A 22440-nucleotide genomic window follows, 5' to 3' on the forward strand; every position below is an offset into this window, starting at 1 on the left:
ACGCATGAGTGAAACCGATAATGCCAATCTCGTATCAACGGGTTGGCTCGCGACCCATCTGTCTGCGCCCGACGTCGTGGTGATGGATGCCTCGTGGTACTTGCCGGCCGACAATCGAGATCCCCGGGCCGAATATCTCGAGGAGCATATCCCCGGAGCCCTGTTTTTTGATCTCGATGCGATTTCCGACACCGACAGCAACTTGCCCCACATGCTTCCGAGCCCCGAAAAATTCGCCTCGATCATGCGCCGTATGGGGGTCGGTGACGGCCATCGGGTGATCGTCTATGACACGAAGGGTCTTTTTGCTGCTGCACGCGCATGGTGGATGTTCCGCGTCTTCGGGCATCGCGACGTCTCGGTGCTGGATGGTGGCTTCCCCAAATGGAAGGCCGAAGGGCGTCCGATTGAGGATATGTCTCCTCCACCACGCCAAGAGCGCCATTTCACCGCGCGCCTGAACACCCTTCTCGTGCGAGACAAGGGCGAGGTCGAGGGCGCCGTGCAGGACAAATCCTATCAGCTCGCGGATGCGCGCTCCGCCGGCCGCTTCACCGGCAGCGAGAAGGAGCCACGTCCTGGTCTGCGCTCAGGTCACATTCCCGGAGCGCGCAACGTTCACTATGCCACGCTTCTCAATGAAGATGGCACTCTCAAATCTCCCGAAGCCATCCGCCGTGCCTTTGAGGCTGCAGGCATCGACATAGCCAAGCCGATCATCACCACCTGCGGCTCCGGCGTGACCGCAGCCATTCTGAGTCTGGGTCTTACCCTCATAGGCCATCCGGAAAACGCGCTGTATGACGGATCCTGGGTCGAGTGGGGCTCCGATCAGGCCCTTCCCGTAGCCACGGGGGCGAATTGATGCCGCGGACGGTGGAGACGACGGTCACCTATCTTGAGATGACCCAACGGAAACATGTCGCAGTTCATCCGCCGGTCAACATCAAGCTCGCCCTGATGGAGGCGGTGAAACCTCCCGTCCATTTCTATCGCTATCTCTACGATACGATAGGTCGGGATCATGTTTGGCATGACCGTCGGCGGCTGAGCATCACAGAACTCGAAGAACAGATCCATGCCGAAGGAATCGAGATCTTTGTGGCTTACGTGACTGGCTGCCCTGCCGGCTATTACGAGCTCGACAGCCGCAAATCAGAGGAAGTCTGGCTCGCCTATTTCGGGATCGTACCGGAGTTTCTCGGCCTCGGCCTCGGCAAGTGGCTTCTCTCGGAGGCCATTGCCGCCGCATGGGAGAAAGGCCCCGAGCGGATCCGTGTGGAAACCTGCACCCTGGATCACCCGCGCGCCCTGCCCCTCTACCAGAAGCTCGGTTTCGAGCCCTACGCCCAGAAGCATAAGCAGATGGAGCTTTTGGACTAGGTGCCAGATGCCGCGTTATTCGGGCGTCAGGGATTGGCCAGGCCGGAGGGCTGTGAACCGTTCGACGGCCAAGCCTTCTCGAGCAAGGGCACTCTCCAGGCGCATCTTTGGTTCTTCGATAGGCTCCGCTGTCAGCTGGAACGTCCCCCAGTGATGCCCCACCGCCTGTCGGGCGCCGCAGTCGAGCATGATCTGCAGTGCCTCTTCAGGATTCACATGCTGGTTTTTCATGAACCAACGCGGCTCATACGCCCCGATCGGGATCATCGCCAGCCGAGGTGGTCCAAAGGTCTGAGCTACGGCGCGAAAGGGTGCACCATCGCCATAGCCGGTATCGCCGATGTGATAGATGACGCCCGCCGGTGACGTGAACACGAAGGCGCACCACAGCGCCATGCGACGATCGAAAAGACCGCGCGCAGACCAGTGATAGGACGGTGTCAGGTGGACGCGCACCTGTGAGCCAATGTCGAAAGACTGGCCCCAGCCGCCGGCCTCGACCCTTGCATCCTTGAGGGCGCGCTGGATGATCTTGTCATTGCCAAGCGCTGTGATGAATCGCGGCTGGCAACGAGCCTGTAGCGTTTTCAGAGTGTCGAGATCGAGATGGTCGTAATGATTATGCGTGATCAGCACGACGTCGATGGGCGGCAGGGCGTCTAGCGCGATGCCAGGTGGGTTGACCCGAAGCGGACCCATGCGCTTGAAGGGGCTGGCGCGGGGTGACCACACCGGATCGATCAGCAGGTTCAAACCGCAGATTTGCAACAGATAGGACGCATGACCAATGAGCGTGACCCGCAGATCCTCGCATCGATCCCGCGGCCCCTTTTGAAACGGGCTCGGATATTCCGCAGGCCACTTGGCCCGCTCCGTTCGGAAGAAAAGCCGGAACAGGTCGCCCCATCCCTTGTCCTCGGTCTGGATCGGATTACGGAAGCGGACCCCATCGAAAGAGGCTGAGACCGGGCCGGAATAATATGGATTCGTTCGTCGCAGCGTCTCAGCTCGCCATTCGCATTGGGGGAGAATTCAGAGTGCAGGGAAAATGCTCTTTTGGACCATTTGGTTCAATAGGAAGAGAGATTAAGACACTTGCAAAGACGGAAGGCGCTCATGTCTGAGCGCCCTCCCAGTGACGGTCAGGATTTCAGCTCAACAAAGGCGCTGTCTCAGGCGGCAACCTTTGGTGACGAAGCCTTTCCTTTGGAATTGCTTCCGGCCGGCATCTCCACCACCAGCAGTTCGATGACACCCATGCGGCTGAGATAGTCCCCGATCTCGGCGGCGCGACTGCGGTCGGCGAGGCCTGTCAGCACGGCTGCACCGCCTGCTTTCGTTGCCGGCACGGGATCATCGACGCCGATGCCTCCGGCCGAGAGCAGGATCATATCATAGGCCTGACCCAGCGTATCCAGGACGAAGTCGAGGCGGCCTTCGCCGCTGAGCTCGGCGAGTGCGTTCCGCTCAGCCCCACCGCGCAGGATATGGAGGTTCGATTTCGCGTCGCTCCGGATCGATTCGGCGAATGACGCCCTGCCTGCGAGCAGTTCCGACAGGCCCGGCGCTACTTCGATCTTGAGGGCATCAGCCAATGCGCCGCTTTCCTGGTCGATATCGATCAGCAGTACGCGATCTTGGCTGCGCGCGAGGGCCCTGCCGATCTCGATGATTGTCTCGGTGCTGACTGGCGAGGGGGCGTCCGTTCCAAGCAGCACCCGTCGGATGCCGGAGGCCTTCCGCCAACCAAGAATTGTCGGTGCCAGGGCTTTTGCGGTGTCAACGGGCTTGCCGGCCGCCGTGATGAAGCTCGGACTGAGCGAAACCGCACGCGGCCCCCGCAGCAACGGCACGGGACCCAACGTGGCACCCGACAGGCGCTCCCGATCCGTATAGCGCAACGGCAGCCCAGGAGCGGACGATTGGTGAGTGCGGACCCGATGGATGTCGAGGGAGAAAATCTCTGCAACGAAGGCCACGACCGCCGCGAGCATCATGCCGCCGAACACTGCGAGCGCCAGGATCGGCACCTTTCGCGGTGAGGCTGGCTCCAAGGGGACGTCCGCCGTCGAGATCAGCCGCGCCATGGCCGGCTGGGCCTGCACGCTTTCCCGCGAGCTGGCTTCGCTGTAACGGTTCAGGAAGGACTCGAGCAGGGTCCGATTGGCGGTGGCCTCCCGTTCCAGAGCCCGCAGCTTCACCTCGTCCAGATTGGCTCCGGCGGCCTGCGTCTTCATTTCGTCCAGAGAACGGCTCAGCGCCTCTTCGCGGGCTTTGGCGATCTGGGCCTGTTGTTCCTGGCTTGCGGCGATCTTCATCGCCTCTTGCCGGATCTGCTGTTGCAGGCCGCTGATCTCGCTGTTGATGGACACGATCCGCGGATGCGACGGCAAATAGGTCGTCAGGAGGTCGTCACGCGTTCCCCGCAATGTGACTTCACGCTCTACCAAACGCTGCATCAGAGGTGAGTTCAGCACATCGGCTGAGCTGGAGAGCGAACCGCCGTTTTTGAGCATGGTATGGATGGCGTCGGCCCGCGCCTGGGTTTCCGAGCGCTGCGCCTTGGCCTGGATGATCTGGGTGTTCAGCTCCGTCAGGCTTTCGGCGCTCAGCGCGGAGCGACTGCCCTGCAGCAGTCCCGCGCGGGTACGGTACTCTTCCACCGCCTTCTCCGATTCGACCACCTTCTCGCGCAGCTGTTCGATTTGGCCGTTCAACCATTCCGTTGCACGGCCGGTGGTCGCCGACTGCGTCTCCTGGGTCGAGGCCAGGTATTGCTGGGCGACCTCATTGGCGACCGCAGCCGCAACTTCGGGATCCTTTGCGGTGAAGGCGATGGAAATCACCTTCGTCTCCTTGACGGGGTACACCTGCAGCGCCTGGTTATAGGCCTCCAGCGTGCGCCGCTCAGGGTCGAGGTTGAGCGGGTTGTCGAGCAGCCCCTGCTCGATCAGCCATTTCTCCGGCGCGGAGAGATCCGCTTCCGTGAGTTGAAATTCTGGCTTGGACGAGAGGTCCAGAGCCTCGATCACGCGTTGGGCGATGGCGCCGGAGCGCAGGACTTGCACTTGGCTTGCGATGTCACGCTCGTCCATCAGAGCGGGCTGGTTGTCGAGGCTCGACCGCGTAAAGGCCGATTCGCCGTTGCCGATCAGCACTTCTGCATCCGCCTTGTACCGCGGCGTAGCCTTTGAGACGTAAAATGCGGCGAGGCCCACGACGCTCGCGGTGATCAGCAACATGAGTAGTTTGCGCCGCCACATGCCCTGCAGGAGACCGAAGAGGTCCACCGCCGCCACCAAGGGCTGGTCGGTTGATCCGCTAAGGATCTCCTGAGAATAGGGGGAAAGGCTCGTTTTTGTCATTTGCAGCGTCCCATCCAGCCAGACCTAACCGACGCCATCCGGGGAAACTCTGGAATTTCCGCGGACATGGTTACTCGTTTATTGCGGCGGGGCTGTTAACCCAAGCCGGCTCCAAATAAAGGATTTGTTAACCAAATCTCTTTACGAAGAATTCACGATGTTGAATGCGAAGCATTGATCGCAAGGGACCTTCAAAGTGCTACTCAATCGCATAGTATTAGCCCCCTGCCTTGCTTTCCTCCTATTTGGTTGCGCACCAACATGGGATAGCTATCTCCCTGCAGAAACTGGGCCAGTTGTCGAACCTGCCGCTGGATTGTCACCTCCCTTCGGGACCACGGCAGTCCCGGAAGGCTTCGAAAATCCAATGGGTTACCGGATAGGCTCCGGTGATACGTTGAATATCCGCGTTTACGGTCAAGAAGATTTGAGCGGCAATTTCATCGTCGACGGATCGGGAAACATCTCGATGTCCCTGATCGGAACAGTCAGAGTGGCTAAGCTCACTGTGCCTGAGATATCGCGCTCCATTGAAAGACGTCTGAGCCAGAAATACCTTCGTGACCCAAGTGTATCAGTTCAGGTCGCCTCTCAACGTCCCTTTTATATACTTGGCGAAGTGCAAAGTCCGGGCGGTTTCCCCTACGCCGCAGGCATGACCATCCAGACGGCGATTGCTCTAGGTGGCGGCTACACCCCCCGCGCGAACCAAGGCGATGTCTTAGTCACTCGACGTTCATCTTCTGGGACGCATTCTGTCCTTATGCCGGTGATAACGCCGCTCTATCCCGGCGATATCGTTTACATAAAGGAGCGGTGGTTCTGATCTTGCATGGGCCTCAGGCACATGCTTGAGGTCCTGTGTAGAGTGGACGCAAATGCCGCATTCTTTACGCGTAGTACATATACTACGCGCGCCGATCGGGGGACTGTTCCGTCACGTTTGTGATCTTGTCGCTGGCCAGGCCGCGCGTGGTCTTGACGTCGGCGTGATTTGTGATTCCAGTCTGAATTCTCCCTCTGTAGAACAACAGCTCGGTGCACTGTCGAAACAGTGCTCGCTCGGCCTGCACCGTATTCCCATGACGCGTCTTCCCTCTTTGGCGGACATGGTCGCAGTCAAGGCTGTGAAGCGCCTTGCGCGGACGGCCCGGGCCAATATCCTCCATGGCCACGGGGCCAAAGGAGGCGCTTATGCACGTCTTGCGGCTCATGCTGTAAACGCCAGTGCCGTCTACACCCCTCACGGCGGCAGCCTGCACTATTCCCGTGCGTCGATTTCTGGTGCCCTGTTTCTCACAATGGAGCAGATGCTTCTGTCGCGGACCGATCAGTTTGTTTTCGTCTGCGACTTTGAACGCGATGCGTTCTTCCGGAAGATTGGCAAGCCTAAGGGTCAAGTGACCGTGGCTCATAATGGGATCCGCCCCGAGGAGATCACACCCGCCATAGCCGATCCCGCGGCCGCCGACCTCCTTTATATTGGTGAGTTGCGGACCCTAAAAGGGGTCGACCTGCTGCTCAAGTCCATGGCCGCCTTGACAGAGCGGCCTGCCCTCACCGCCTGTATCGTAGGTGGTGGTCCCGATGAGGCAGAGTTCAAGGCGCTCGCTGCCAAGCTAGGATTAGCAGGACGCGTGACCTTCACCGGACCTCTCCCGGCGCGTCAGGCCTTCAGCCGTGGCAGGCTCCTGGTTGTTCCGTCACGGGCGGAATCTCTGCCCTATATTGTTTTGGAAGCCATGGCGGCAAGCCTGCCCCTGGTCGTCTCCCGTGTCGGCGGCGTCCCCGAAGTCCTCGAGGGTTATGAGGATCTCATGGTCTGCCCCGTCGCGGTTGATCCTTTGGCGGCGGCCATTGACGATGCCTTGGCCGACTTGCGCCAGCGTCAGAGGACCGCGCGGCATCTGACCCAACGCATTGCCACACAATTCTCCTGTGCCCGCATGATCGACCAGGTCACCCGGGCCTATCTGAAACTCGTTCAACAACCCAGCTCGGCGACGGCGACCGTTTACGGACACCCCTCCCCGGCTGAGTAACGGTCAACACGCATCCCATGCTGAACATCGACCGCAAAAAAAATCGGCTCGCGACCTCCCAGGTCTTGGAGACTTTGGAGACCGTGAAATCGGCCGCCACGGACCCGAAACTGAAGCCGCTGGCGGCAGTAGTCAGTCTAGTGCCGCCCGCTGCCCCTGTGCCCGTGCCGTTGGAGGCCCCATGGATTGCCCCGCGGATTGTTCAGGGTGTGGTCCGAGTCAGCGAGGCCCTGCTCATAACGGGCATCGGCATCGCCCTTTGGGCGGGATATGTTCAGGAGTATGACAGCTATTTTCAATCGCTTTATCTGTCGCTGACCCTGTTTGCTGGCGCCTGCATTCCCATGCTCTACCAGATGGGTGGCCTCTATTCGATCCATGCGCTGATCGGCCCGATGAAGCAGGTCCCGCGCTTGGTCTTTGGCTGGCTCGGCTTCTTTGCCTTGGTCACGGCCTTCGTCTTCTTCAGCCAGATTGGCTATGATTATTCCCGAGTCTGGCTTGCGGCTTGGTTTCTCTGCGGTCTTGTGGGCCTGATCAGCCTGCGCGCAGTGTTCGGCGCCTTTGTCCGAGGCTGGAACCAGGATGGACGCTTCGACCGCCGCGCCGTTATCGTCGGCGGGGGTGATCGCGCCGATGCTCTGATCACGGCGCTCACGGCCTCGCCAGATCTGGATGTGACGATTGCCGGCATATTCGATGATCGAGATGATCACCGGTCTCCCGCCCATATCGCGGGATACCCAAAGCTCGGCACGTTCGATCAATTGCTTGATTTCGCTCGCGCCACCCGCGTCGATCTTGTGATCGTGACCCTTCCCCTTTCGGCTGAGGCGCGATTGCTGCAAATCCTCAAGAAGCTCTGGATTCTGCCCGTCGATATCCGCCTGAGCGCCTACACTGAGCAGTTGCGCTTCCGGCCCCGCGCCTATTCCTATATCGGCAATGTTCCGTTCTTCGACGTTTTCGATAAGCCCCTCAGTGGTTGGGACACGGTGATCAAGTCGATCGAGGACAAGCTGATCTCGGCTCTGGCGCTTATATGTCTGTCTCCCGTAATGGCTTTGACCGCGATTGCCGTGAAGCTCGACAGCAAGGGACCGGTTTTTTTCAAGCAGAAGCGCTACGGCTTCAACAACGAGCTGATCGAAGTCTACAAGTTCCGCTCCATGTACACGGATATGACCGACACCAATGCCTCGAGGCTCGTCTCCAAGGGCGACCCCCGCGTGACCCGTGTCGGCCGCTTCATCCGTAAGACAAGCCTCGACGAGCTGCCTCAGCTCTTCAATGTGCTGAAGGGCGAACTGTCTCTCGTGGGACCGCGTCCGCATGCCACTCAGGCCAAGGCCGCCGACCGTCTCTATACAGAGGTCGTTGAAGGATATTTCGCCCGTCATAAGGTTAAGCCGGGTGTTACGGGTTGGGCCCAGGTGAATGGTTGGCGCGGTGAGACCGACACCGAGGAGAAGATCCAGCGTCGCGTCGAACATGACCTTTATTACATCGAGAACTGGTCCGTTCTGCTGGACCTCTACATCCTCGCCACGACTCCGCTCGCTCTGCTGAAATCCGAAAACGCCTATTAGCCCCCTCAAGCGGACCGACGGCCTGGTCCTGGCACGCCCCTTGCTGCGACCTCCTGGTCATGCCCCAATTTGTTCTTCGCCAGCACTCGAGTTCCGCCTGGACCCTGTCTGATCTGGGCTACGGTCTTCTATGGCTCGCCTTCGCCACCGGGTTTCTGGTGATCATAGAGCCGGCACCTTTTGATTTTGCAATTTTGGGGTTAGGCGCCCTGGCCATGGTCATGGGACTGCGCATCCCAGGCTCGTTGGCCCCCGTCTTCGTCTTCTGCGCGGTCATCATTCTGTGTGGTCTCGTTGCCCTGACCCAGACCAAGGACCTTTTCGACAGCGCCCGCCACATCATCATCACCTTCTATCTCATGGTGATCACGATCTTGGTTGCGGCTTTCGTCTATAATAATCCCGGCGGTTCGCTGAAGGCCATTCTGGGAGGCCATGCTTTTGCTGCGGTCGCCTCCGCCGTGCTCGGTATCATTGGGTATTTTGATCTCATTCCCGGCAGCTTCGAGCTCTTCACCGAATATGCTCGGGCGAAGGGTGCCTTCAAGGATCCGAATGTCCTTGGTCCCTTTCTCATCGTCGGGGCCATTTATGCGCTTTATCTGATCCTCACACGACCGCTCCTGAAGGGCGCCCTGTGGCTGATGGTGCTGAGCATTCTCGTTCTCGGTATCTTCTTTTCCTTCTCGCGGGGAGCATGGGCCCATCTTCTGTTGTCCACACTGCTCTGCGTCCTGCTCATGCTGGCCACCAGTGGCGATCGCTCGCTCAATCTGCGCATCATTTTCATCGGGATCTGCGCGGCAGCCTTACTGGCGATAGCGTTGCTCATCGCCCTCAACATGCCTGGTGTTCGAGACATGCTGGCGTTGAGGGGCGGCCTCGAAAACAGCTACGATACCGGTGGTCAGGGCCGGTTCGACGGTCAGGCCCTGGCCATTCGCTGGATCCTCGCCGCCCCTCTCGGTTACGGCAAGGATGATTTCGGCTACTTCTGGGGTGAGCAACCTCACAACGTCTATCTTTACATGATGCTGCAGACCGGCTGGCTTGGCGGGCTCGCCTATATTGCCATGGTGGTCAGCACCATGGTGGGCTCGCTGATGCTCGTCTTCGCAGCAACCCCGTGGCGAGGATATGCGATTGTCCTGGCTTCGTGCTTCATCCCACTGGCTCTTGAGGGCCTCATTGTCGACACCGATCATTGGCGCCACTTCTGGGTTCTGGTCGGCTTGATCTGGGGCCTGATTGCCTGGCACCGGGACTGGCATGTCAATATTCTGAGGCGCCGCAGGGCTGAAGCGTAGGTTTATGCCCCCTTTCGGATACGGTCCCATTGCTTCGTCCAGCCGTCGATGTGCTGTCCCCAATAAATTGGATCGGCAAAAGTCAGCGACGCCATGCTGCCCGTCGGATCAAACGCGGGAAGAGCCTCGATCTTCTCGGTCATCTTGACCTTCTTGGGATCGAGCGAGGAGGGATAATTCTGACCTTCGGCCACGGCGATTGCGGTCGCTGGCTCGAGCATGAAATTGATCAGTTCTTCACATTCCGCCAGGGGCGCTCCCTTCAGCACCAGCATATCCTCCATCCATCCCAAGGAGTGTGGGGGATCTATGTAACCGATGGGCGCGCCTTGTGCCTGCAGCGCCGCCACCCGTCCGGACCAGGCGTCCGTCACCGCGACCTCGCCTTTGGCCAGCAGGTCCATGAGTTCGGCGCCTGAGTTCCAGAACTTCTTTGCAAGTCGCGTCTGCGTACGCACCATCTCCCACACCGCATCGATGTCGACGATGGCGTTGGGATCCTGGCCCGTCAGCAGCGCGCCGTACCAGACCCTGGTCTGCATGTCGTTGAGGCCGCTGATCCTTTGTTCATAGGCAGGATCGATGAGCAGCTTGCAGCCTTTGGCCTTTGCCTCCTCCGGTGCGATGATCTCGGTATTGTAAGCGATGCCGGTCGTCCCGTAATCGAAGGGAACGGCGGAGAGCTTGGGCGTAATCTTCCGGTACGGCGTGATCATGGCTTCGATCACCAGCGCCATGTTGGGGATGTTGGCCTCGTTGATTTCAGCATTGAAGCCCGCATCCACATAGCGTTTATAGTTGTCGAGACCGAGCGAGTGGATAATCTGGTACTCCCCCGGTCGTGACACGCGAACTTTGTTGAGGATCTCGCTTTCCTTGCCGAAATTGCCCTGGACGACGCGGACCCCGGTCTTGGCGGTGTAAGGTGTAAAGGCATAGCGATCGATGGCCTCCTGCACCACCCCGCCCCAGCCGTCGAAGCGAACCTCCTTCGCTGCAGCCAGTGCGGGTCCGATCCAGCGGGCTGCCAGACCACTGGTAGTGCAGGCGGCAGCGGTGAGGGCGAGAAAACGGCGGCGGTCGAGCCCGCCGTCCAGATATCGCGTCTTGAGGCGCTCCAGGCGCCGAGTCGGTGAAATCGTCATCATGAGGCTCCTACCCCAGCCAGACGATAAGAGATCAGCTCACAACCGCTCCGATTTGGGACGAAACTGCGCTCAGTCGGCGAGGGAATGAGGCGATGGCACGGCGGTAAGGTCCCAGGGCCCAGAAAATCCCGCAGCCTTCATCATCAATGGCGGGGATATCGCCTTCCGGCGTCGTCGAGCAGCACACAATCGTCCGCGGCAATCGAGACGGTGACCGCGTCGCCTTCGCGGAATACCCTCTCTTCGATGGCATTGTTGGCCTGGAGTGTGATCCCGCCGGCATTGATGAAGTATGCAGCCGTTCCTCCCAGATAGGAGGTTGTGACGACCTTTCCTTCGATATGGTTGACGGCTTCCCCATTGGTGACGCCGACCTTCACCCGCTGAGCCCGGATCACCACTGTGACGGGTTGCCCCGTGATGGCCCCTGCGATCGGCGCGGCGGTAATCTCCGGTCCCCCGTCCAGCCTCACGCGCGTTGCCTCGGGACTACTCTCCGAGACATGTCCCTGCAACAGATTGGATTGACCGAGGAAGCTTGCGACGAAGCGTGAGGCAGGCTCCCGATAGACCTCTTCCGGTGGTCCCTGCTGTTCGACGACCCCGTGGTTCATCACCACGATCCGATCCGACATCGCGAGGGCCTCTTCCTGATCATGGGTGACGAAAATCGTGGTGATCCCTACCTCGCGCTGGATCACCTTGAGTTCGGTCCGCATCTCCTCGCGCAAATTGGCGTCCAACGCCGATAAAGGCTCATCGAGCAGCAGCACGTCAGGCTCAATGACGATGGCGCGCGCCAGGGCAATCCGCTGCTGTTGGCCCCCCGACATCTCCGAGGGTAACTTCTTCTCCACCCCCGGCAGCCGTACCATCTCCAACGCCCGCTTCACCTTTGTGGCAATGACAGAGGCTTCGACCTTTCGATACTTCAGACCGAACGCGATGTTATCGAACACGCTCTTATGGGGAAACAATGCGTAGTTCTGGAACACCAATCCGATATTCCGCTTATGGATGGGGACGTCGTTAATGCGTCGGCCCGCCACGATGATCTCTCCTCCCGTCGGATGGACGAGGCCAGCAATCGAGCGCAGGATCGTGGTCTTTCCACAGCCCGAGGGGCCGAGAAGAGTGACGAATGACCCTTTCGGAATGCTCAGCGAGACGTCCTTCACCGCGATGAAGGACCCATAAGCCAAGGAGACGTTGTTCAGCTGAACTGCGACGTCGGACATGCGATCTCTATTCTTGCATTCTCAAGGAATGAGGGGGTCGGTCGGGCCGACCCCCTCCCAATCACGCACCCTTCTGGATGCGATCCCACTGCTTGGTCCACTCGTCCAAATGTTCACCCCAATAGATCGGATCGGCGAAGGTGAGGGATTCCATTTTGCCCGTTGGGTCGTAGGCCGGCAGCTTCTCGATCTTCTCGGTCATCTTGACCTTGTTGGGATCGAGCGAGGACGGATAGTTCTGCCCTTCGGCAACCGCGATCGCCGTTGCCGGCTCGAGCATGAAGTTGATGAGCTCTTCGCATTCCGCCATGGGCGAGCCCTTGAGCACCAGCATATCTTCCATCCAGGCGTAGGATCCGGGAGGGTCGAGATAGGCGATTGGCGCGCCCTGCTGCTGTAGGGATGCAACGCGACCCGACCAGGCGTCTGTGACCACGATTTCTTCCTTCGACAGGAGGTCCATGAGTTCCGCGCCGGAGCCCCAATACTTCTTCACCATTCCGACCTGCTCGCGCAGCTTTGCCCAGACCGCATCGATATCCTTGATGTCGTTCGGATTCTGCCCCGTCTGCAGAGCCGCATACCAGACCCGCGTATTCATCTCGCCATACCCGCCGATCTTGCCCGCGTATTTCGGGTCATTGAGCAGGTTGGCGCCCTTTTCCTTCGCCTCTGCTTCCGAAATGACCTTCGTATTGTAGGCGATGCCGGTCGTGCCGTAATCATACGGAACAGCCGACAGCTTCGGCGTGATCTTCTCGAATGGCGTGATCATCGCTTGAATCACATTGACCATGTTCGGGATTTTGGACGTATCGATCTCCGAATTGAATCCGGCGTCCACATAGCGTTTGTAATATTCGACGCCTGATGAGTGGATGACTTGATATTCGCCGGGTGTCGAAGCGCGCACCTTGGTGATGATTTCGCTTTCGTCTCCGAACGTCCCCTGCACGACATTGATGCCGGTTTTGGCGGTGTAGGGTTTGAAAGCATATTTATCGAGGGCCTCCTGGACAGTTCCGCCCCATCCGTCGAAGCGGATATCCTTTGCTGCCGCCACTGCCGGCCCCATCCACCGCGTCGACACGCCGGCCGCGACCCCAGCTGCGGCCGTCAGGCTTAGGAATGTGCGGCGATCCATGCCGCCATTCATATAGCGGTCGTGCAGCCGCTCCAGCCGTTTCGTCGTTGAGATCTTCATGACAGTCTCCCTTCTCCAGCTCAGTGCTTAGAGTTCCTTAGTCCCGGGTGCCTCGCGCCAGCATCCGCGCGAGAAAGCCGCCCAGCAGTGGTAAGCCGACGGTGACCACGATCATCAGCGTCCCCAGGGCGTTGATCTCGGGACTGATGGAGATCTTCAACATCGACAGGATCTGGGTCGGCATGGTTTCGACCCCGGAAGGCCGCCAGAACATGCTCGCCGTGATGTTGTCGAAGGAGATCGTGAACACCAGGAGCATGCTAGCCACGACGGCGGGCATCAACAAGGGCAGCGTGATCTCTCGAAATGTTTGCAGCCGGTTCGCGCCCAGTGACAGCGCGGCCTCCTCATAGACGCGCTTGATCCCGATGAGCCTCGCCTGCACGACCAGCACCACGTAAGGCAACGCCAGCATGATGTGGCCGGCGATCATCAATCCCAGGGTTCGTGGTTGCTCTGCCCATCGGATCAGCAGCAACAAGCCGACGCCCAGTACCGTTTCCGGCACCAGAGCCGGAGCGATCACCATGGTGTTCACCCACTCCTTGCCGGGAAACTCGTATCGGACAAGGGCCATGGCCCCCATGATGCCGAGCGCGGTACAGACCACGGAGGTGACCAGCGCGATCCACAGCGAGGTCCTGAAGGCCCGCAGCACCGCTTCGTTGCCCATCAGCTTTTCATACCAGCGCAGCGAGAAGCCGGTCATGGGAAAGCCGCCGAACATGGAATCGTTGAACGACAGGATCACGACCACGATGATCGGGGCAAACATGAAGATATAGACGAGCACGGTGAAGACCTTGATGGTCTGCCAGCCGATGCCTTGGCTGGTTTCGAGGGCGGCGTCGCTCATCGGCTGAGCCCCTTGAAGATCCGCGACAGGCCCATATAGCGGCTATAGATGGCCGCCACGGCCCCGAGCATCACCAGCAGCACCACCGACAAGGTTGCCCCTAGCGGCCAGTTCAACTGTCCCATGATCGTATCATAGATGAGGTTGCCGAACAGCGCATCCCGGCCCGACCCCAGAATCTCGGGCGTCACGTAGCTGCCGGCCGCTAACACGAAGCAGAGCAGCAGCCCGGCCATGAGCCCGGGGAGCGACAGCGGCAATGTTACCTCCCGGAAGGCCTGAAAATTCGTGCAGCCCAGCGTTCTGGCCGCGGAAATAAGGTTCCGGTCGATGCCCTCGAGACTCACATAGACGTTGAGGATCATATAAGGCAGCAGGAAGTGGATCATCCCCATGATCACCGAGCCCTCGGTATAGAGCATGCGCAGCGGCTGGCTGATGATTCCGAGATAGATCAGCGTTACGTTAATCGCGCCCTGTTCACCAAGAATATGGATCCAGGAGAAGGTCCTGATGGTGAAGCTGATCCAGAACGGGACGATCAGCAGCAGCAGCAGGAGCCACTTGTGTTTGAACCGGGTCATCGCGATGAAATAAGCCGGGGGGTACCCCATGATCCCGCAGAGAATGGCCGTGATCGCCGCGACCCGAACGGTTTTCCAGAGAAAGTGGTGATAATAGCTGTCGGTGAAGAATTCGCGCCAGTTCGCGAGTGTATAGACGTCGCGGTCAATACCGGCCGACACGAATTCGTAAAATGAAAAGAGGAACATGATGCAGATGGGGAGGACCATCAGCACCGTGAGGGCAATCAGCGTCGGGCCAAGAAGGAACCATGGCCGACGTGCTTCGGCAGCAGTCATTAGGGTGCCGGCCATAGCCAGCTCCCCTTGCTTATCCTTGTGAAATCCATACGTTCTTTTTTCTTTTACCCCTATGCAGAACCGTAAGCACCAAAGCGCGATCTGTCCAGCGAAGCGGTATTGTCCTTTGGTCGGGTCTCATTTGTGGACCATTCCGGCGAGGCGATTGAGCGCCTCACCCTCGAGACGGTAGATGAGGAATTCCTCCACCCATCGCCCGCCAAGCCTTTCATAGAAACCGCGCGCCGCGGCCAGGCCCAGAACATGCCAGTCCACGCGTGGACAGCCTTTGCGCTTGGCAAGGGCGGCGACCTCGGCGAGCAACTGGCGTCCTATGCTGCGGCCGCGCATGTCTTCCTTGATGAAGAAGTCGTCGATGAACAGGAACGGCTTGCCTTCCCACGACGAGAAGGCCCGGTAGAACATGAGCGATCCAACGGCCACGCCATCGACTTCGGCCAGCAGGACCTGGAAGACGGGGTCTGCACCGAATCCGTGGTCAATAATGTCGGCTTCCGTCGTCTTGCACAGGTGATCTTTGCCGTCGAACGTCGCATGCGCTTGAATCAGGGCGGCGACGGTTCCCGCATCTTGCCGCTCCGCCAGTCGAATGGAGATGCTCATGAGACGGGTCCTTTGCTAGCGGTGAGATAGGTTGCCAGGGCCGGATGTCGTCGGGCAAGCCCGAAACCATATTCGACCCAGCCTTCGAGATAGCCATTGCCGATGAGCAGGGTCACGTCCCGCCCCAATCCTTCCGCTCCCAACGCTGCAGCCTGGAATGACGTCGCCATGCTGAACAGAACCACGGTGCCTCGCTGGCGCGCGGCCAGTATGGAGGCAGATTCCGTGCCGCCGACATTGGTCGTGTTGAACACGAGGTCGGCAAGCGTGCCGTTGGTCGCCTGCATCATCAGCCGATATGTCGTCAGAGCGTCCCGGAGATCGGCGTCGATGACCAGATCGGCGATACCCAATTCCCGCACACGCTGGCAGGCCATTGGGTCGGCATCCATGGCAATCAGCCTGCCGCTGATCCCCAGCCGCTCGCGGGCTGCAAACAGTGTCGTGATACCCGCTTTGCCGCCCGCCCCCAACACGGCCACGACGTTCCCAGTCTGAACCAGCCGCTTTGCCGTCGCCGGAGCGCCGGCAATGTCGCAGAGGGTGAGGGCGAGTTCAGGTGTCAGGTCGGCCGGTATTTTCGCATAAAGTCCGCTCTCGAAAAGTACGGCCGTGCCACTCGCCGCGATCTGACCCGAAGGCCCGGGTGCCACGCTGCCGCGTTCGAGGGCCAGCGGCGTCAGCGACAGCGAGACCATAGTGCAGACGGCATCCCCCACATGGAGGTCATGATGCGGAAAATCAGGACCGATGGCCGCCACCCGGCCCAGGGCGACGCCGCCGGAATTGGTCTCGGGATTGTGCATCTTGCCGCGCTCGGCGACGATTTCTTCGATGCGCGCCGCGATTTGGTGCTTATTCCCGCCGGCTGCTTCGGCGATCTGACGCAAGCTCGATGAATCGAGATTGAGTCGCTCGACCGCGATCAGTATTTCATTGGACCAGATGTCTGGTGTCGCATCCAGCCGCCATGCCGGCTGTGGCAGGTTGCCTGATGCTCGATGCGAGCCGAAGCTGCATCCTCGTCCCTTGCCGTTCCATCCCATACGTGCCATTCCGTCCTCGCCCCTCGGCCCCCATCTCTGCTATCAGCCTGCGCAACGCATGCCAATCGGGAGACGACCGCATGAAACTGGTATTTGATGAGGCCCAGAAGCGGCACGACCCAAAGTTTTTTCTCTCCAGCGGAGCCTCCAAGCCCAATCCAGAGGTGCCCCGGCGCGCTGACATTCTGCTGGCGGCAGGCCTCGATGCCGGTCTTGAGCTTGAGGTGCCCAGAGATTATGGGCTCGACCCCGCCGCCTCCGTTCATTCGCCGGAATACCTGGATTTTCTGCAGAACATCTTCGCCCGCTGGAGCCGCATCGAAGGTGCCTCAGCCGAGGTTGTACCCAATGTCCACCCAGACCGGCGGGATGGCGATTATCCGGCTTCGGCCGTCGGCCAGGCCGGATACCATGTCGCTGACACGTCCGCCCCGATCAATGCCGAGACGTTCGGCTCGGCCTTGCGAAGCGCCCATTCGGCGGCCCATGCGGCCGAACTGATCCTGTCGGGGCATCCCGCGGCCTACGCTCTGTGCCGCCCGCCGGGGCATCACGCATTTCGCGATCTCGCCGGCGGCTTCTGCTTTCTCAATAATTCCGCCATTGCCGCGCAGCGATTGCGTCGAGACCATGACCGTGTCGCCATCATTGATGTTGACCTCCACCATGGCAATGGCACCCAAGGCATATTCTATGCCCGCGACGACGTGCTCACCGTTTCCCTTCATGCCGATCCCGTCCGTTTCTATCCTTTCTTCTGGGGCCACGCTTCCGAGCGCGGCAAGGATGCGGGTCTCGGCTTCAACCTCAATCTTCCTCTGCCCCGCCACACGGCCGATGATGGCTTCCTGTCGGCCCTTGACAGGGGGCTTGAGCGTGTAGCGGCCTTTGCCCCTGGTGCGATTGTCATCGCTCTTGGACTTGACGCCTCCGAGCACGATCCCTTCGGGGGCCTTGCCGTGACAACGGCGGGCTTTCAGCGGATCGGCGAGCACTTGGCCAGATTGGAACGGCCAGCGGTCATTGTCCAAGAGGGAGGATACATTTCCGAAGTGTTGGGTCAAAATCTGACAAGTTTCCTGAACGGGTTTACTTCCGTTCACCGTGTCGTGAAAAATTCACGCGACTAGCTCAAATATACGTGCGGCCAGCATTGCCGAAATGAAAGCAATCGCATAGCGTCCGGCTTCCGCTTTCGGAAGGGAGTAAGGGATGAAACGTTTAATTATCGGTCTCGCGCTGGCGGCTATGGCTGCCATCGGCGGGGCTCAGGCTCAGGATGCGACGCAACCTGATCCAAAGTCCAACATGGTACCCATGCCCGCAGCCAACTGGCTGTTCGTGCAGACCGCCGATTCGTTCTCGTCGGACGGCAAGACCCTGACCTTGAAGGGCATCGCGCCTCAGACGCTGATGTTCAGCGACCGCCCCGAGCGTATGACGGGCGACGCCTTGACCCCCAAATTCATTGAATTCTGGTCCAAGGGCAAGGACGACTTCCAGAAGGATCCGCCGAATGCGACCATCTCTACGGTCATCGACGGCAAGACTGACCTGGTTGTGGTCGAGCTCCTGAACCCCAAGCTTGAGGGTGATACTCTCACCTATGAGATCAAACCGCTGAGTGGTGAGCTCCCCGCATCTGGCGAGCAGATCAGCCTGTTCATTGACTGGTGGTACGGTCCCGGCTGGCATCATGGCTGGGGTTGGGGCTACGGCCCGAAGCCCTATTATGGTGGAGGCTGCTGGCGCGGTCCTTACGGCGGCCTTCATTGCCGTCCGTACTGGGCCTACTAAGCTCCAGTGCTTTTCGAAAAGGCGGGCTCAGGCCCGCCTTTTTTGTGTTTGTGGAGGCGTTTGGAGTTTGGCCGCAAGTTTCGGACTGCGGGGACGGTTGGCTTGCGCTAAGCAAAGACCCATGCTTACCAGCCCTTCTCCATCCCGCCCCGCCCCATGACGCTCCCTTCTGTCCATCGCTCCATGGGCCTTCGCGAATGGTTCCTCCTGATCGCTTTGTCGGTCCTCTGGGGCGGCTCCTTCTTCTTCGCTGGCGTGGCGGTCAAAGATCTGCCGGTGCTCGTCATCGTCGCCGGACGGGTGTGTATCGGGGCCCTCGGCCTCCACATCCTCCTCCTTTTGCTGCGGCAACGCATGCCGACGAACCTTACGGCCTGGCGCAGCTTCTTCGCCATGGGCATGATGAACAATGTCGCTCCCTTCTGCCTTCTTGTCTGGGGCCAGACACACATAGCCAGTGGCCTGGCCTCCGTCCTCACCGCGACCACGCCCCTCTTCGGCGTCGTCATTGCCCATCGCTTCACCCGGGACGAGAAGCTATCGGCAAATCGGGCCCTCGGTGCCGTCATCGGCTTCATGGGCGTCGCGGTGATGATCGGTGGCGGCCTATCCCTTGCGGTCGATGGCAAGATTTTGGGTGAGCTTGCCTGCTTGGCCGCAGCGGTCTGCTATGCCTGTGCCGGCGTCTATGGCCGGCGCTTTTTGGTGTTGGGCGTGCGACCCCTGCAGGCGGCGACAGGCCAAGTCACCGCATCCAGTCTCGTCCTGCTGCCCTTGGCGCTGATTGTCGACCGTCCCTGGCAGCTTGCCGCCCCCTCGGCGGCATCCATGGCGGCCGTGCTCGGTCTCGGCCTGCTTTGCACGGCCCTTGCCTATGTGATCTTCTTCCGCATCCTCTCGACCGCCGGCGCGACCAACATCATGCTGGTTACCCTTTTGGTGCCCGTCACCGCAATTCTGCTCGGTATCCTCATCCTTGGGGAGCCGATCGAACCCAGGCAATTGGGCGGCATGGCCCTGATCGCCTTTGGTCTGGCCGTCATCGACGGCCGCCTGTGGCGCGGCCTGCGCCGACGAGTTGGTCACTAATCTCGAGAAGCCTCTTGACCGGAGATGAGAAACGCTGCTCCAGCGACGATCAGCCAGCCCAGGATTAGTGCCACCCCACCTGCCGGTGCTGCCATTGGAAACAATCGGTCCCCCAGGAAGTCGCGTGCGAGCATGTCGCCGCCGAACAGCAATAGGCCGATGACCAGCACCCATCCGCCAATCCGCATCAGCGGCGTTCGCGCCATGAGCCCGATCACCATAAGTGCTGCGGCATGAAACAGCAGAAAATTGGAGACCATGTCCAAGTGGACGCCTCCCACATGAGCCGCCATGGCCGACAGCAGGACGCCGCCCGCCCCGCTCAGGCCCCCGAGGGCGATCAGAACTCTATCGGCGACCATTACGGTTTCTCGCTGTTATGTCATCGATGCCGCATCGGTAGCCGCGTCATCACGACCGCCACGGCTGAGATCGCTGCCGCCGCCATGATCAGGAACGCCGGCGCCAGTTGGTTTGCAGTCCGCTCCACCAGCCACGTCGCCACCAGCGGCGTGAGCCCGCCGATGATCCCGAAGCTGATATTGTAGCCAATGGAGACCACTGTGCAGCGCACCTCTGCGGGCGCGCCCTCCACCATGATCGCCGGCTGGCCACCCCCATAGAGCCCAACCACAACCACCAGCACCAGCTGACCAAGCACCGCAGTGACAATTGCCGGGTGATAGAGCAGCCAGAATGTCGGAATGGCGGCGATGAAGGCGAGCCCACAGGCGATCATCAGGACCGGCTTGCGACCAAAGCGATCGCTGGCCATCCCGCCGAGGATGACCAGCGGAAGCAACATCACCATGCTGAAGGAGTTGATGGCCAGCGCATGTTGAGGTGCGATGCCGTCGGCGATCTGCAGCCAGCTCACCAGATAGACGAAGCCGGTGTAGAAGCTCACCGCATTGAACACCGACATGCCGGCAAAGGCTGCCACAGGTTGCCAATAGGTCCGCAGGGTCGCCAGGAAAGGAGGGCGACTCTCGCGCGGGATGGGGGCTTCTTCCACCAGTTGCCGCCGCAGCAGATATCCGGCAAGGCCGACCAGCAGACCGAGCAGGAATGGCAGCCTCCAACCCCACGCTTCCAGCGCCTCGGTTGAAAAGACCGTGGCAAAGCCGGTCGCGACGGCAGATCCCAGCAGGATCCCGGCAACAGCCCCGCAGGTGGTGAACCCGCCCATGACGCCGCGCCGCCCTTCAGGGGCGTTCTCCACGAGAAAGACCATCGAGCTCGTATATTCCCCGCCCACCGAGAGTCCTTGGATCATCCGCAGCAGGGTCAACAGGATGGGCGCCGCGAGTCCAAGCGTCTCGTATCCCGGCAGGAGCCCCATGAGGAAAGTGGGGATGGCCATGGCCGCCACCGATACAGTCAGGGCGGTCCGGCGGCCATATTTGTCTCCGATCTGCCCCACGATCGCTCCGCCGATCGGGCGCATGATGTAGCCGACGGCAAAGATGCCGAAGGCCGAGATCAGCTGCGCCACCGGATCTTCACTCGGGAAGAAATGCCTCCCGATCGCGGCTGCGAAATAGCCATAGATGGCGAAATCATACCATTCGAGAATATTGCCGACCATGCCTGCGGCAACGACCTTGCGCCGACTGACGCGCTCGCTGAGTGAGACTGAAACCATCCCCTGCCCCCGTCCAAATCTCTATGCCGCTTATATAAATTCTCTGGGCGTCGGCAAGACGCGACTGCGCGTGGATCGGTGCAATCCGATGTTGCCGTTAAAAAATTCCGTATGGCGGCAAGGTGGCAAACCGGGTGACACAAAAAGTTACGGCGGCCGTAGGCCGCCGTTCAGGTTACACGTGACCCCGTTTACGATTTCGAAGCGTTCTCGGGCTTTCCCTTGCGCTTCGTCGCGGCAAGATCGTGCAGCTGCTTCTCGCTCATGGATTTCTCCATCGACTTCGAGGCACCTTTCAATTCGCCCTTTTTGATGTCGCCGCGCTTTGCAGCGAGAGCGGCACCGGCGGCTTTCTGCTGAGACTTGGATTTTGCAGGCATGACAACCTCATGGGTTAAGGAGGAGATCTCCTTCTGCTGAGAAACACCCACAATGGGCCGACTGTTCCCTGATTTTAGGAACTGAGCATTACCCTTCCGTTTTGATATACAGAACGACACATTTCGCGGTGGACGCGCTCTGCCATGCGGAGTCATGAGAGGGAACGGACACAATGAAGATGATCCTCGGCACCGTATCGCTCGCTCTGCTGCTGACGAGCCTTTCTGCGTCGGCGCAGTTGATGGAGGATGAGCGGGTAGCCATAGAAGGCGCTTGTGGCGAGGCCATAATGCGCTATTGCCCGCGCGTGGACAGAGACGATTTCAGCGCCATTTGGTCCTGTCTGTCGCCGCATTTCATGCAGATCAGCCCCTATTGCAAGGGCGTGCTTCAGAACGTCCAGGACTATTAGGACGTTCCCCATGACACCTCGCCCTGTCAGACTCGCCTTGATTGCCGTGCTTCCCCTTCTGGCAGCACCGGCCTCAGCGCAATGGAGCCCTCCCAGCCTCTGCGACGCTCGGTCTGACAAATTTGCTGCCGAAACCTGTCTCCAAGAGGCCCTGGCCAAAGCTCGACAGGCGCTTCAGCTGTCATACGCGAAAGCGCGATCTGTCATCGCCACCGACGCAGAGACCTCACCCGACCAGAAGGCGAAGTGGGAGCAGGACCTTACCGCTTCGCAACGGGCCTGGGAGGCCTATCGCGACGCGGATTGCGGCGATCTGATCCTGGACGAGTGGCACAGCGGCAGTGGCGCCACGTACGCCCAAATGTCTTGCGTCGTCTCCAAGACCCAGAGCCGTGCCGCGGAACTGTCGTCCCGCTACGCGTCTCAGTGAGCGCGTCGCGACTGTGGCAGC

General features: G+C 60.0%; 23 protein-coding genes. 11 read left to right on the forward strand and 12 right to left on the reverse strand.

Going from position 1 to position 22440, the window contains the following annotated elements; genetic code table 11:
- Positions 1–4: 4 nt before the first annotated feature.
- Together sseA and FKM97_RS07130 are read left to right on the forward strand one after the other, a co-directional pair.
- Positions 5–865: a 3-mercaptopyruvate sulfurtransferase gene (gene sseA, locus FKM97_RS07125; protein WP_144291722.1), complete on the forward strand. Its 861-nt coding sequence runs from the start codon at positions 5–7 to the stop codon at positions 863–865.
- A complete protein-coding gene (locus tag FKM97_RS07130; protein WP_144291723.1) occupies positions 865–1383 on the forward strand; it encodes a GNAT family N-acetyltransferase in 519 nt (172 codons plus the stop codon). Before sseA ends, FKM97_RS07130 begins: the two co-directional genes overlap by 1 nt.
- A gap of 15 nt (positions 1384–1398) precedes the next feature.
- Here FKM97_RS07130 and FKM97_RS07135 read toward each other — a convergent pair whose 3' ends face one another.
- Positions 1399–2415: an MBL fold metallo-hydrolase gene (locus FKM97_RS07135; protein ID WP_144291724.1), complete on the reverse strand. Its 1017-nt coding sequence runs from the start codon at positions 2413–2415 to the stop codon at positions 1399–1401.
- 140 nt (positions 2416–2555) lie between these two features.
- Complete coding sequence (locus FKM97_RS07140) at positions 2556–4748, reverse strand: GumC family protein (RefSeq protein ID WP_144291725.1); 2193 nt, start codon at positions 4746–4748, stop codon at positions 2556–2558.
- 367 nt (positions 4749–5115) lie between these two features.
- On the opposite strand from FKM97_RS07140, the gene FKM97_RS07145 reads away from it, so the two are divergent.
- From FKM97_RS07145 to FKM97_RS07160, 4 genes are read left to right on the forward strand one after another with little or no spacing between them, the layout of a single operon-like run.
- Positions 5116–5574 carry a polysaccharide biosynthesis/export family protein gene (locus FKM97_RS07145; protein WP_144291726.1) on the forward strand — a complete coding sequence of 153 codons (459 nt, stop codon included), beginning with the start codon at positions 5116–5118 and terminating at the stop codon, positions 5572–5574.
- A 52-nt stretch (positions 5575–5626) separates the two neighbouring features.
- Positions 5627–6790, forward strand: a complete 1164-nt coding sequence (locus tag FKM97_RS07150; protein ID WP_144291727.1) for a glycosyltransferase family 4 protein — start codon at positions 5627–5629, stop codon at positions 6788–6790.
- Positions 6791–6807: 17 nt separating this feature from the next.
- On the forward strand, positions 6808–8379 hold the full coding sequence (locus tag FKM97_RS07155) for an undecaprenyl-phosphate glucose phosphotransferase (RefSeq protein WP_144291728.1): 1572 nt from the start codon (positions 6808–6810) through the stop codon (positions 8377–8379).
- Positions 8380–8438: 59 nt separating this feature from the next.
- Positions 8439–9686 (forward strand): O-antigen ligase family protein, encoded by a 1248-nt coding sequence (locus FKM97_RS07160; RefSeq protein ID WP_144291729.1) that lies wholly within the window; start codon positions 8439–8441, stop codon positions 9684–9686.
- Positions 9687–9688: 2 nt separating this feature from the next.
- Here the strand turns inward: FKM97_RS07160 and FKM97_RS07165 are convergent, their stop codons facing one another.
- The 7 genes from FKM97_RS07165 to FKM97_RS07195 form a co-directional block, all read right to left on the reverse strand.
- Positions 9689–10834, reverse strand: coding sequence for an extracellular solute-binding protein (locus tag FKM97_RS07165; protein WP_246104981.1), 1146 nt, complete (start codon positions 10832–10834; stop codon positions 9689–9691).
- 143 nt (positions 10835–10977) lie between these two features.
- Complete coding sequence (locus FKM97_RS07170; RefSeq protein ID WP_144291730.1) at positions 10978–12072, reverse strand: ABC transporter ATP-binding protein; 1095 nt, start codon at positions 12070–12072, stop codon at positions 10978–10980.
- Positions 12073–12133: 61 nt separating this feature from the next.
- Positions 12134–13276 carry an extracellular solute-binding protein gene (locus tag FKM97_RS07175; protein WP_144291731.1) on the reverse strand — a complete coding sequence of 381 codons (1143 nt, stop codon included), beginning with the start codon at positions 13274–13276 and terminating at the stop codon, positions 12134–12136.
- A gap of 37 nt (positions 13277–13313) precedes the next feature.
- Positions 13314–14132 (reverse strand): ABC transporter permease, encoded by an 819-nt coding sequence (locus FKM97_RS07180; RefSeq protein WP_144291732.1) that lies wholly within the window; start codon positions 14130–14132, stop codon positions 13314–13316.
- Entirely contained in the window at positions 14129–15010 is an 882-nt protein-coding gene (locus FKM97_RS07185) for an ABC transporter permease (protein WP_246104982.1), read from the reverse strand. The genes FKM97_RS07180 and FKM97_RS07185 overlap by 4 nt, the downstream gene beginning before the upstream one ends.
- A gap of 123 nt (positions 15011–15133) precedes the next feature.
- Complete coding sequence (locus FKM97_RS07190; protein WP_144291733.1) at positions 15134–15619, reverse strand: GNAT family N-acetyltransferase; 486 nt, start codon at positions 15617–15619, stop codon at positions 15134–15136.
- On the reverse strand, positions 15616–16674 hold the full coding sequence (locus FKM97_RS07195) for an MDR/zinc-dependent alcohol dehydrogenase-like family protein (RefSeq protein ID WP_144291734.1): 1059 nt from the start codon (positions 16672–16674) through the stop codon (positions 15616–15618). Before FKM97_RS07195 ends, FKM97_RS07190 begins: the two co-directional genes overlap by 4 nt.
- Before the next feature lie 71 nt (positions 16675–16745).
- On the opposite strand from FKM97_RS07195, the gene FKM97_RS07200 reads away from it, so the two are divergent.
- The 3 genes from FKM97_RS07200 to FKM97_RS07210 all read left to right on the forward strand — a co-directional run bounded on the left by FKM97_RS07200 (position 16746) and on the right by FKM97_RS07210 (position 19551).
- Positions 16746–17795, forward strand: coding sequence for a histone deacetylase family protein (locus FKM97_RS07200; protein ID WP_144291735.1), 1050 nt, complete (start codon positions 16746–16748; stop codon positions 17793–17795).
- An 82-nt stretch (positions 17796–17877) separates the two neighbouring features.
- Positions 17878–18462: a hypothetical protein gene (locus FKM97_RS07205; protein ID WP_144291736.1), complete on the forward strand. Its 585-nt coding sequence runs from the start codon at positions 17878–17880 to the stop codon at positions 18460–18462.
- A 156-nt stretch (positions 18463–18618) separates the two neighbouring features.
- Positions 18619–19551, forward strand: coding sequence for a DMT family transporter (locus FKM97_RS07210; protein ID WP_144291737.1), 933 nt, complete (start codon positions 18619–18621; stop codon positions 19549–19551).
- On the opposite strand, the gene FKM97_RS07215 is transcribed toward FKM97_RS07210, so the two are convergent.
- From FKM97_RS07215 to FKM97_RS07225, 3 genes are all read right to left on the reverse strand, one after another.
- Positions 19548–19913 (reverse strand): DUF423 domain-containing protein, encoded by a 366-nt coding sequence (locus FKM97_RS07215; protein WP_144291738.1) that lies wholly within the window; start codon positions 19911–19913, stop codon positions 19548–19550. The two genes, FKM97_RS07210 and FKM97_RS07215, sit on opposite strands and share 4 nt — an antisense overlap.
- Positions 19914–19933: 20 nt before the next feature.
- Complete coding sequence (locus FKM97_RS07220) at positions 19934–21196, reverse strand: MFS transporter (RefSeq protein ID WP_144291739.1); 1263 nt, start codon at positions 21194–21196, stop codon at positions 19934–19936.
- A gap of 191 nt (positions 21197–21387) precedes the next feature.
- Positions 21388–21576, reverse strand: a complete 189-nt coding sequence (locus tag FKM97_RS07225) for a DUF3008 family protein (RefSeq protein ID WP_144291740.1) — start codon at positions 21574–21576, stop codon at positions 21388–21390.
- Positions 21577–21749: 173 nt separating this feature from the next.
- Here FKM97_RS07225 and FKM97_RS07230 point away from each other — a divergent pair, with 173 nt between their 5' ends.
- Positions 21750–21989 (forward strand): hypothetical protein, encoded by a 240-nt coding sequence (locus tag FKM97_RS07230; protein WP_144291741.1) that lies wholly within the window; start codon positions 21750–21752, stop codon positions 21987–21989.
- A gap of 10 nt (positions 21990–21999) precedes the next feature.
- Positions 22000–22419, forward strand: a complete 420-nt coding sequence (locus tag FKM97_RS07235; protein ID WP_144291742.1) for a lysozyme inhibitor LprI family protein — start codon at positions 22000–22002, stop codon at positions 22417–22419.
- Positions 22420–22440 lie beyond the last annotated feature (21 nt).

The organism is Rhodoligotrophos appendicifer (assembly GCF_007474605.1).
GTDB classification, from domain to species: Bacteria; Pseudomonadota; Alphaproteobacteria; order Rhizobiales; family Im1; genus Rhodoligotrophos; species Rhodoligotrophos appendicifer.

Bases quoted from the DNA above. Each gene is read 5' to 3' on its own strand.
- FKM97_RS07210 (WP_144291737.1), top strand. From the start codon at position 18,619: ATGACGCTCCCTTCTGTCCATCGCTCCATGGGCCTTCGCGAATGGTTC.
- FKM97_RS07145 (WP_144291726.1), top strand. From the start codon at position 5,116: ATGGGTTACCGGATAGGCTCCGGTGATACGTTGAATATCCGCGTTTAC.
- FKM97_RS07185 (WP_246104982.1), bottom strand. From the start codon at position 15,010: ATGGCCGGCACCCTAATGACTGCTGCCGAAGCACGTCGGCCATGGTTC.
- FKM97_RS07200 (WP_144291735.1), top strand. From the start codon at position 16,746: ATGAAACTGGTATTTGATGAGGCCCAGAAGCGGCACGACCCAAAGTTT.
- FKM97_RS07235 (WP_144291742.1), top strand. From the start codon at position 22,000: ATGACACCTCGCCCTGTCAGACTCGCCTTGATTGCCGTGCTTCCCCTT.
- FKM97_RS07195 (WP_144291734.1), bottom strand. From the start codon at position 16,674: ATGGCACGTATGGGATGGAACGGCAAGGGACGAGGATGCAGCTTCGGC.
- FKM97_RS07180 (WP_144291732.1), bottom strand. From the start codon at position 14,132: ATGAGCGACGCCGCCCTCGAAACCAGCCAAGGCATCGGCTGGCAGACC.
- FKM97_RS07220 (WP_144291739.1), bottom strand. From the start codon at position 21,196: ATGGTTTCAGTCTCACTCAGCGAGCGCGTCAGTCGGCGCAAGGTCGTT.
- FKM97_RS07190 (WP_144291733.1), bottom strand. From the start codon at position 15,619: ATGAGCATCTCCATTCGACTGGCGGAGCGGCAAGATGCGGGAACCGTC.
- FKM97_RS07230 (WP_144291741.1), top strand. From the start codon at position 21,750: ATGAAGATGATCCTCGGCACCGTATCGCTCGCTCTGCTGCTGACGAGC.
- FKM97_RS07150 (WP_144291727.1), top strand. From the start codon at position 5,627: ATGCCGCATTCTTTACGCGTAGTACATATACTACGCGCGCCGATCGGG.
- sseA (WP_144291722.1), top strand. From the start codon at position 5: ATGAGTGAAACCGATAATGCCAATCTCGTATCAACGGGTTGGCTCGCG.
- FKM97_RS07165 (WP_246104981.1), bottom strand. From the start codon at position 10,834: ATGATGACGATTTCACCGACTCGGCGCCTGGAGCGCCTCAAGACGCGA.
- FKM97_RS07205 (WP_144291736.1), top strand. From the start codon at position 17,878: ATGAAACGTTTAATTATCGGTCTCGCGCTGGCGGCTATGGCTGCCATC.
- FKM97_RS07225 (WP_144291740.1), bottom strand. From the start codon at position 21,576: ATGCCTGCAAAATCCAAGTCTCAGCAGAAAGCCGCCGGTGCCGCTCTC.
- FKM97_RS07155 (WP_144291728.1), top strand. From the start codon at position 6,808: ATGCTGAACATCGACCGCAAAAAAAATCGGCTCGCGACCTCCCAGGTC.
- FKM97_RS07130 (WP_144291723.1), top strand. From the start codon at position 865: ATGCCGCGGACGGTGGAGACGACGGTCACCTATCTTGAGATGACCCAA.
- FKM97_RS07160 (WP_144291729.1), top strand. From the start codon at position 8,439: ATGCCCCAATTTGTTCTTCGCCAGCACTCGAGTTCCGCCTGGACCCTG.
- FKM97_RS07140 (WP_144291725.1), bottom strand. From the start codon at position 4,748: ATGACAAAAACGAGCCTTTCCCCCTATTCTCAGGAGATCCTTAGCGGA.
- FKM97_RS07215 (WP_144291738.1), bottom strand. From the start codon at position 19,913: ATGGTCGCCGATAGAGTTCTGATCGCCCTCGGGGGCCTGAGCGGGGCG.
- FKM97_RS07170 (WP_144291730.1), bottom strand. From the start codon at position 12,072: ATGTCCGACGTCGCAGTTCAGCTGAACAACGTCTCCTTGGCTTATGGG.
- FKM97_RS07175 (WP_144291731.1), bottom strand. From the start codon at position 13,276: ATGAAGATCTCAACGACGAAACGGCTGGAGCGGCTGCACGACCGCTAT.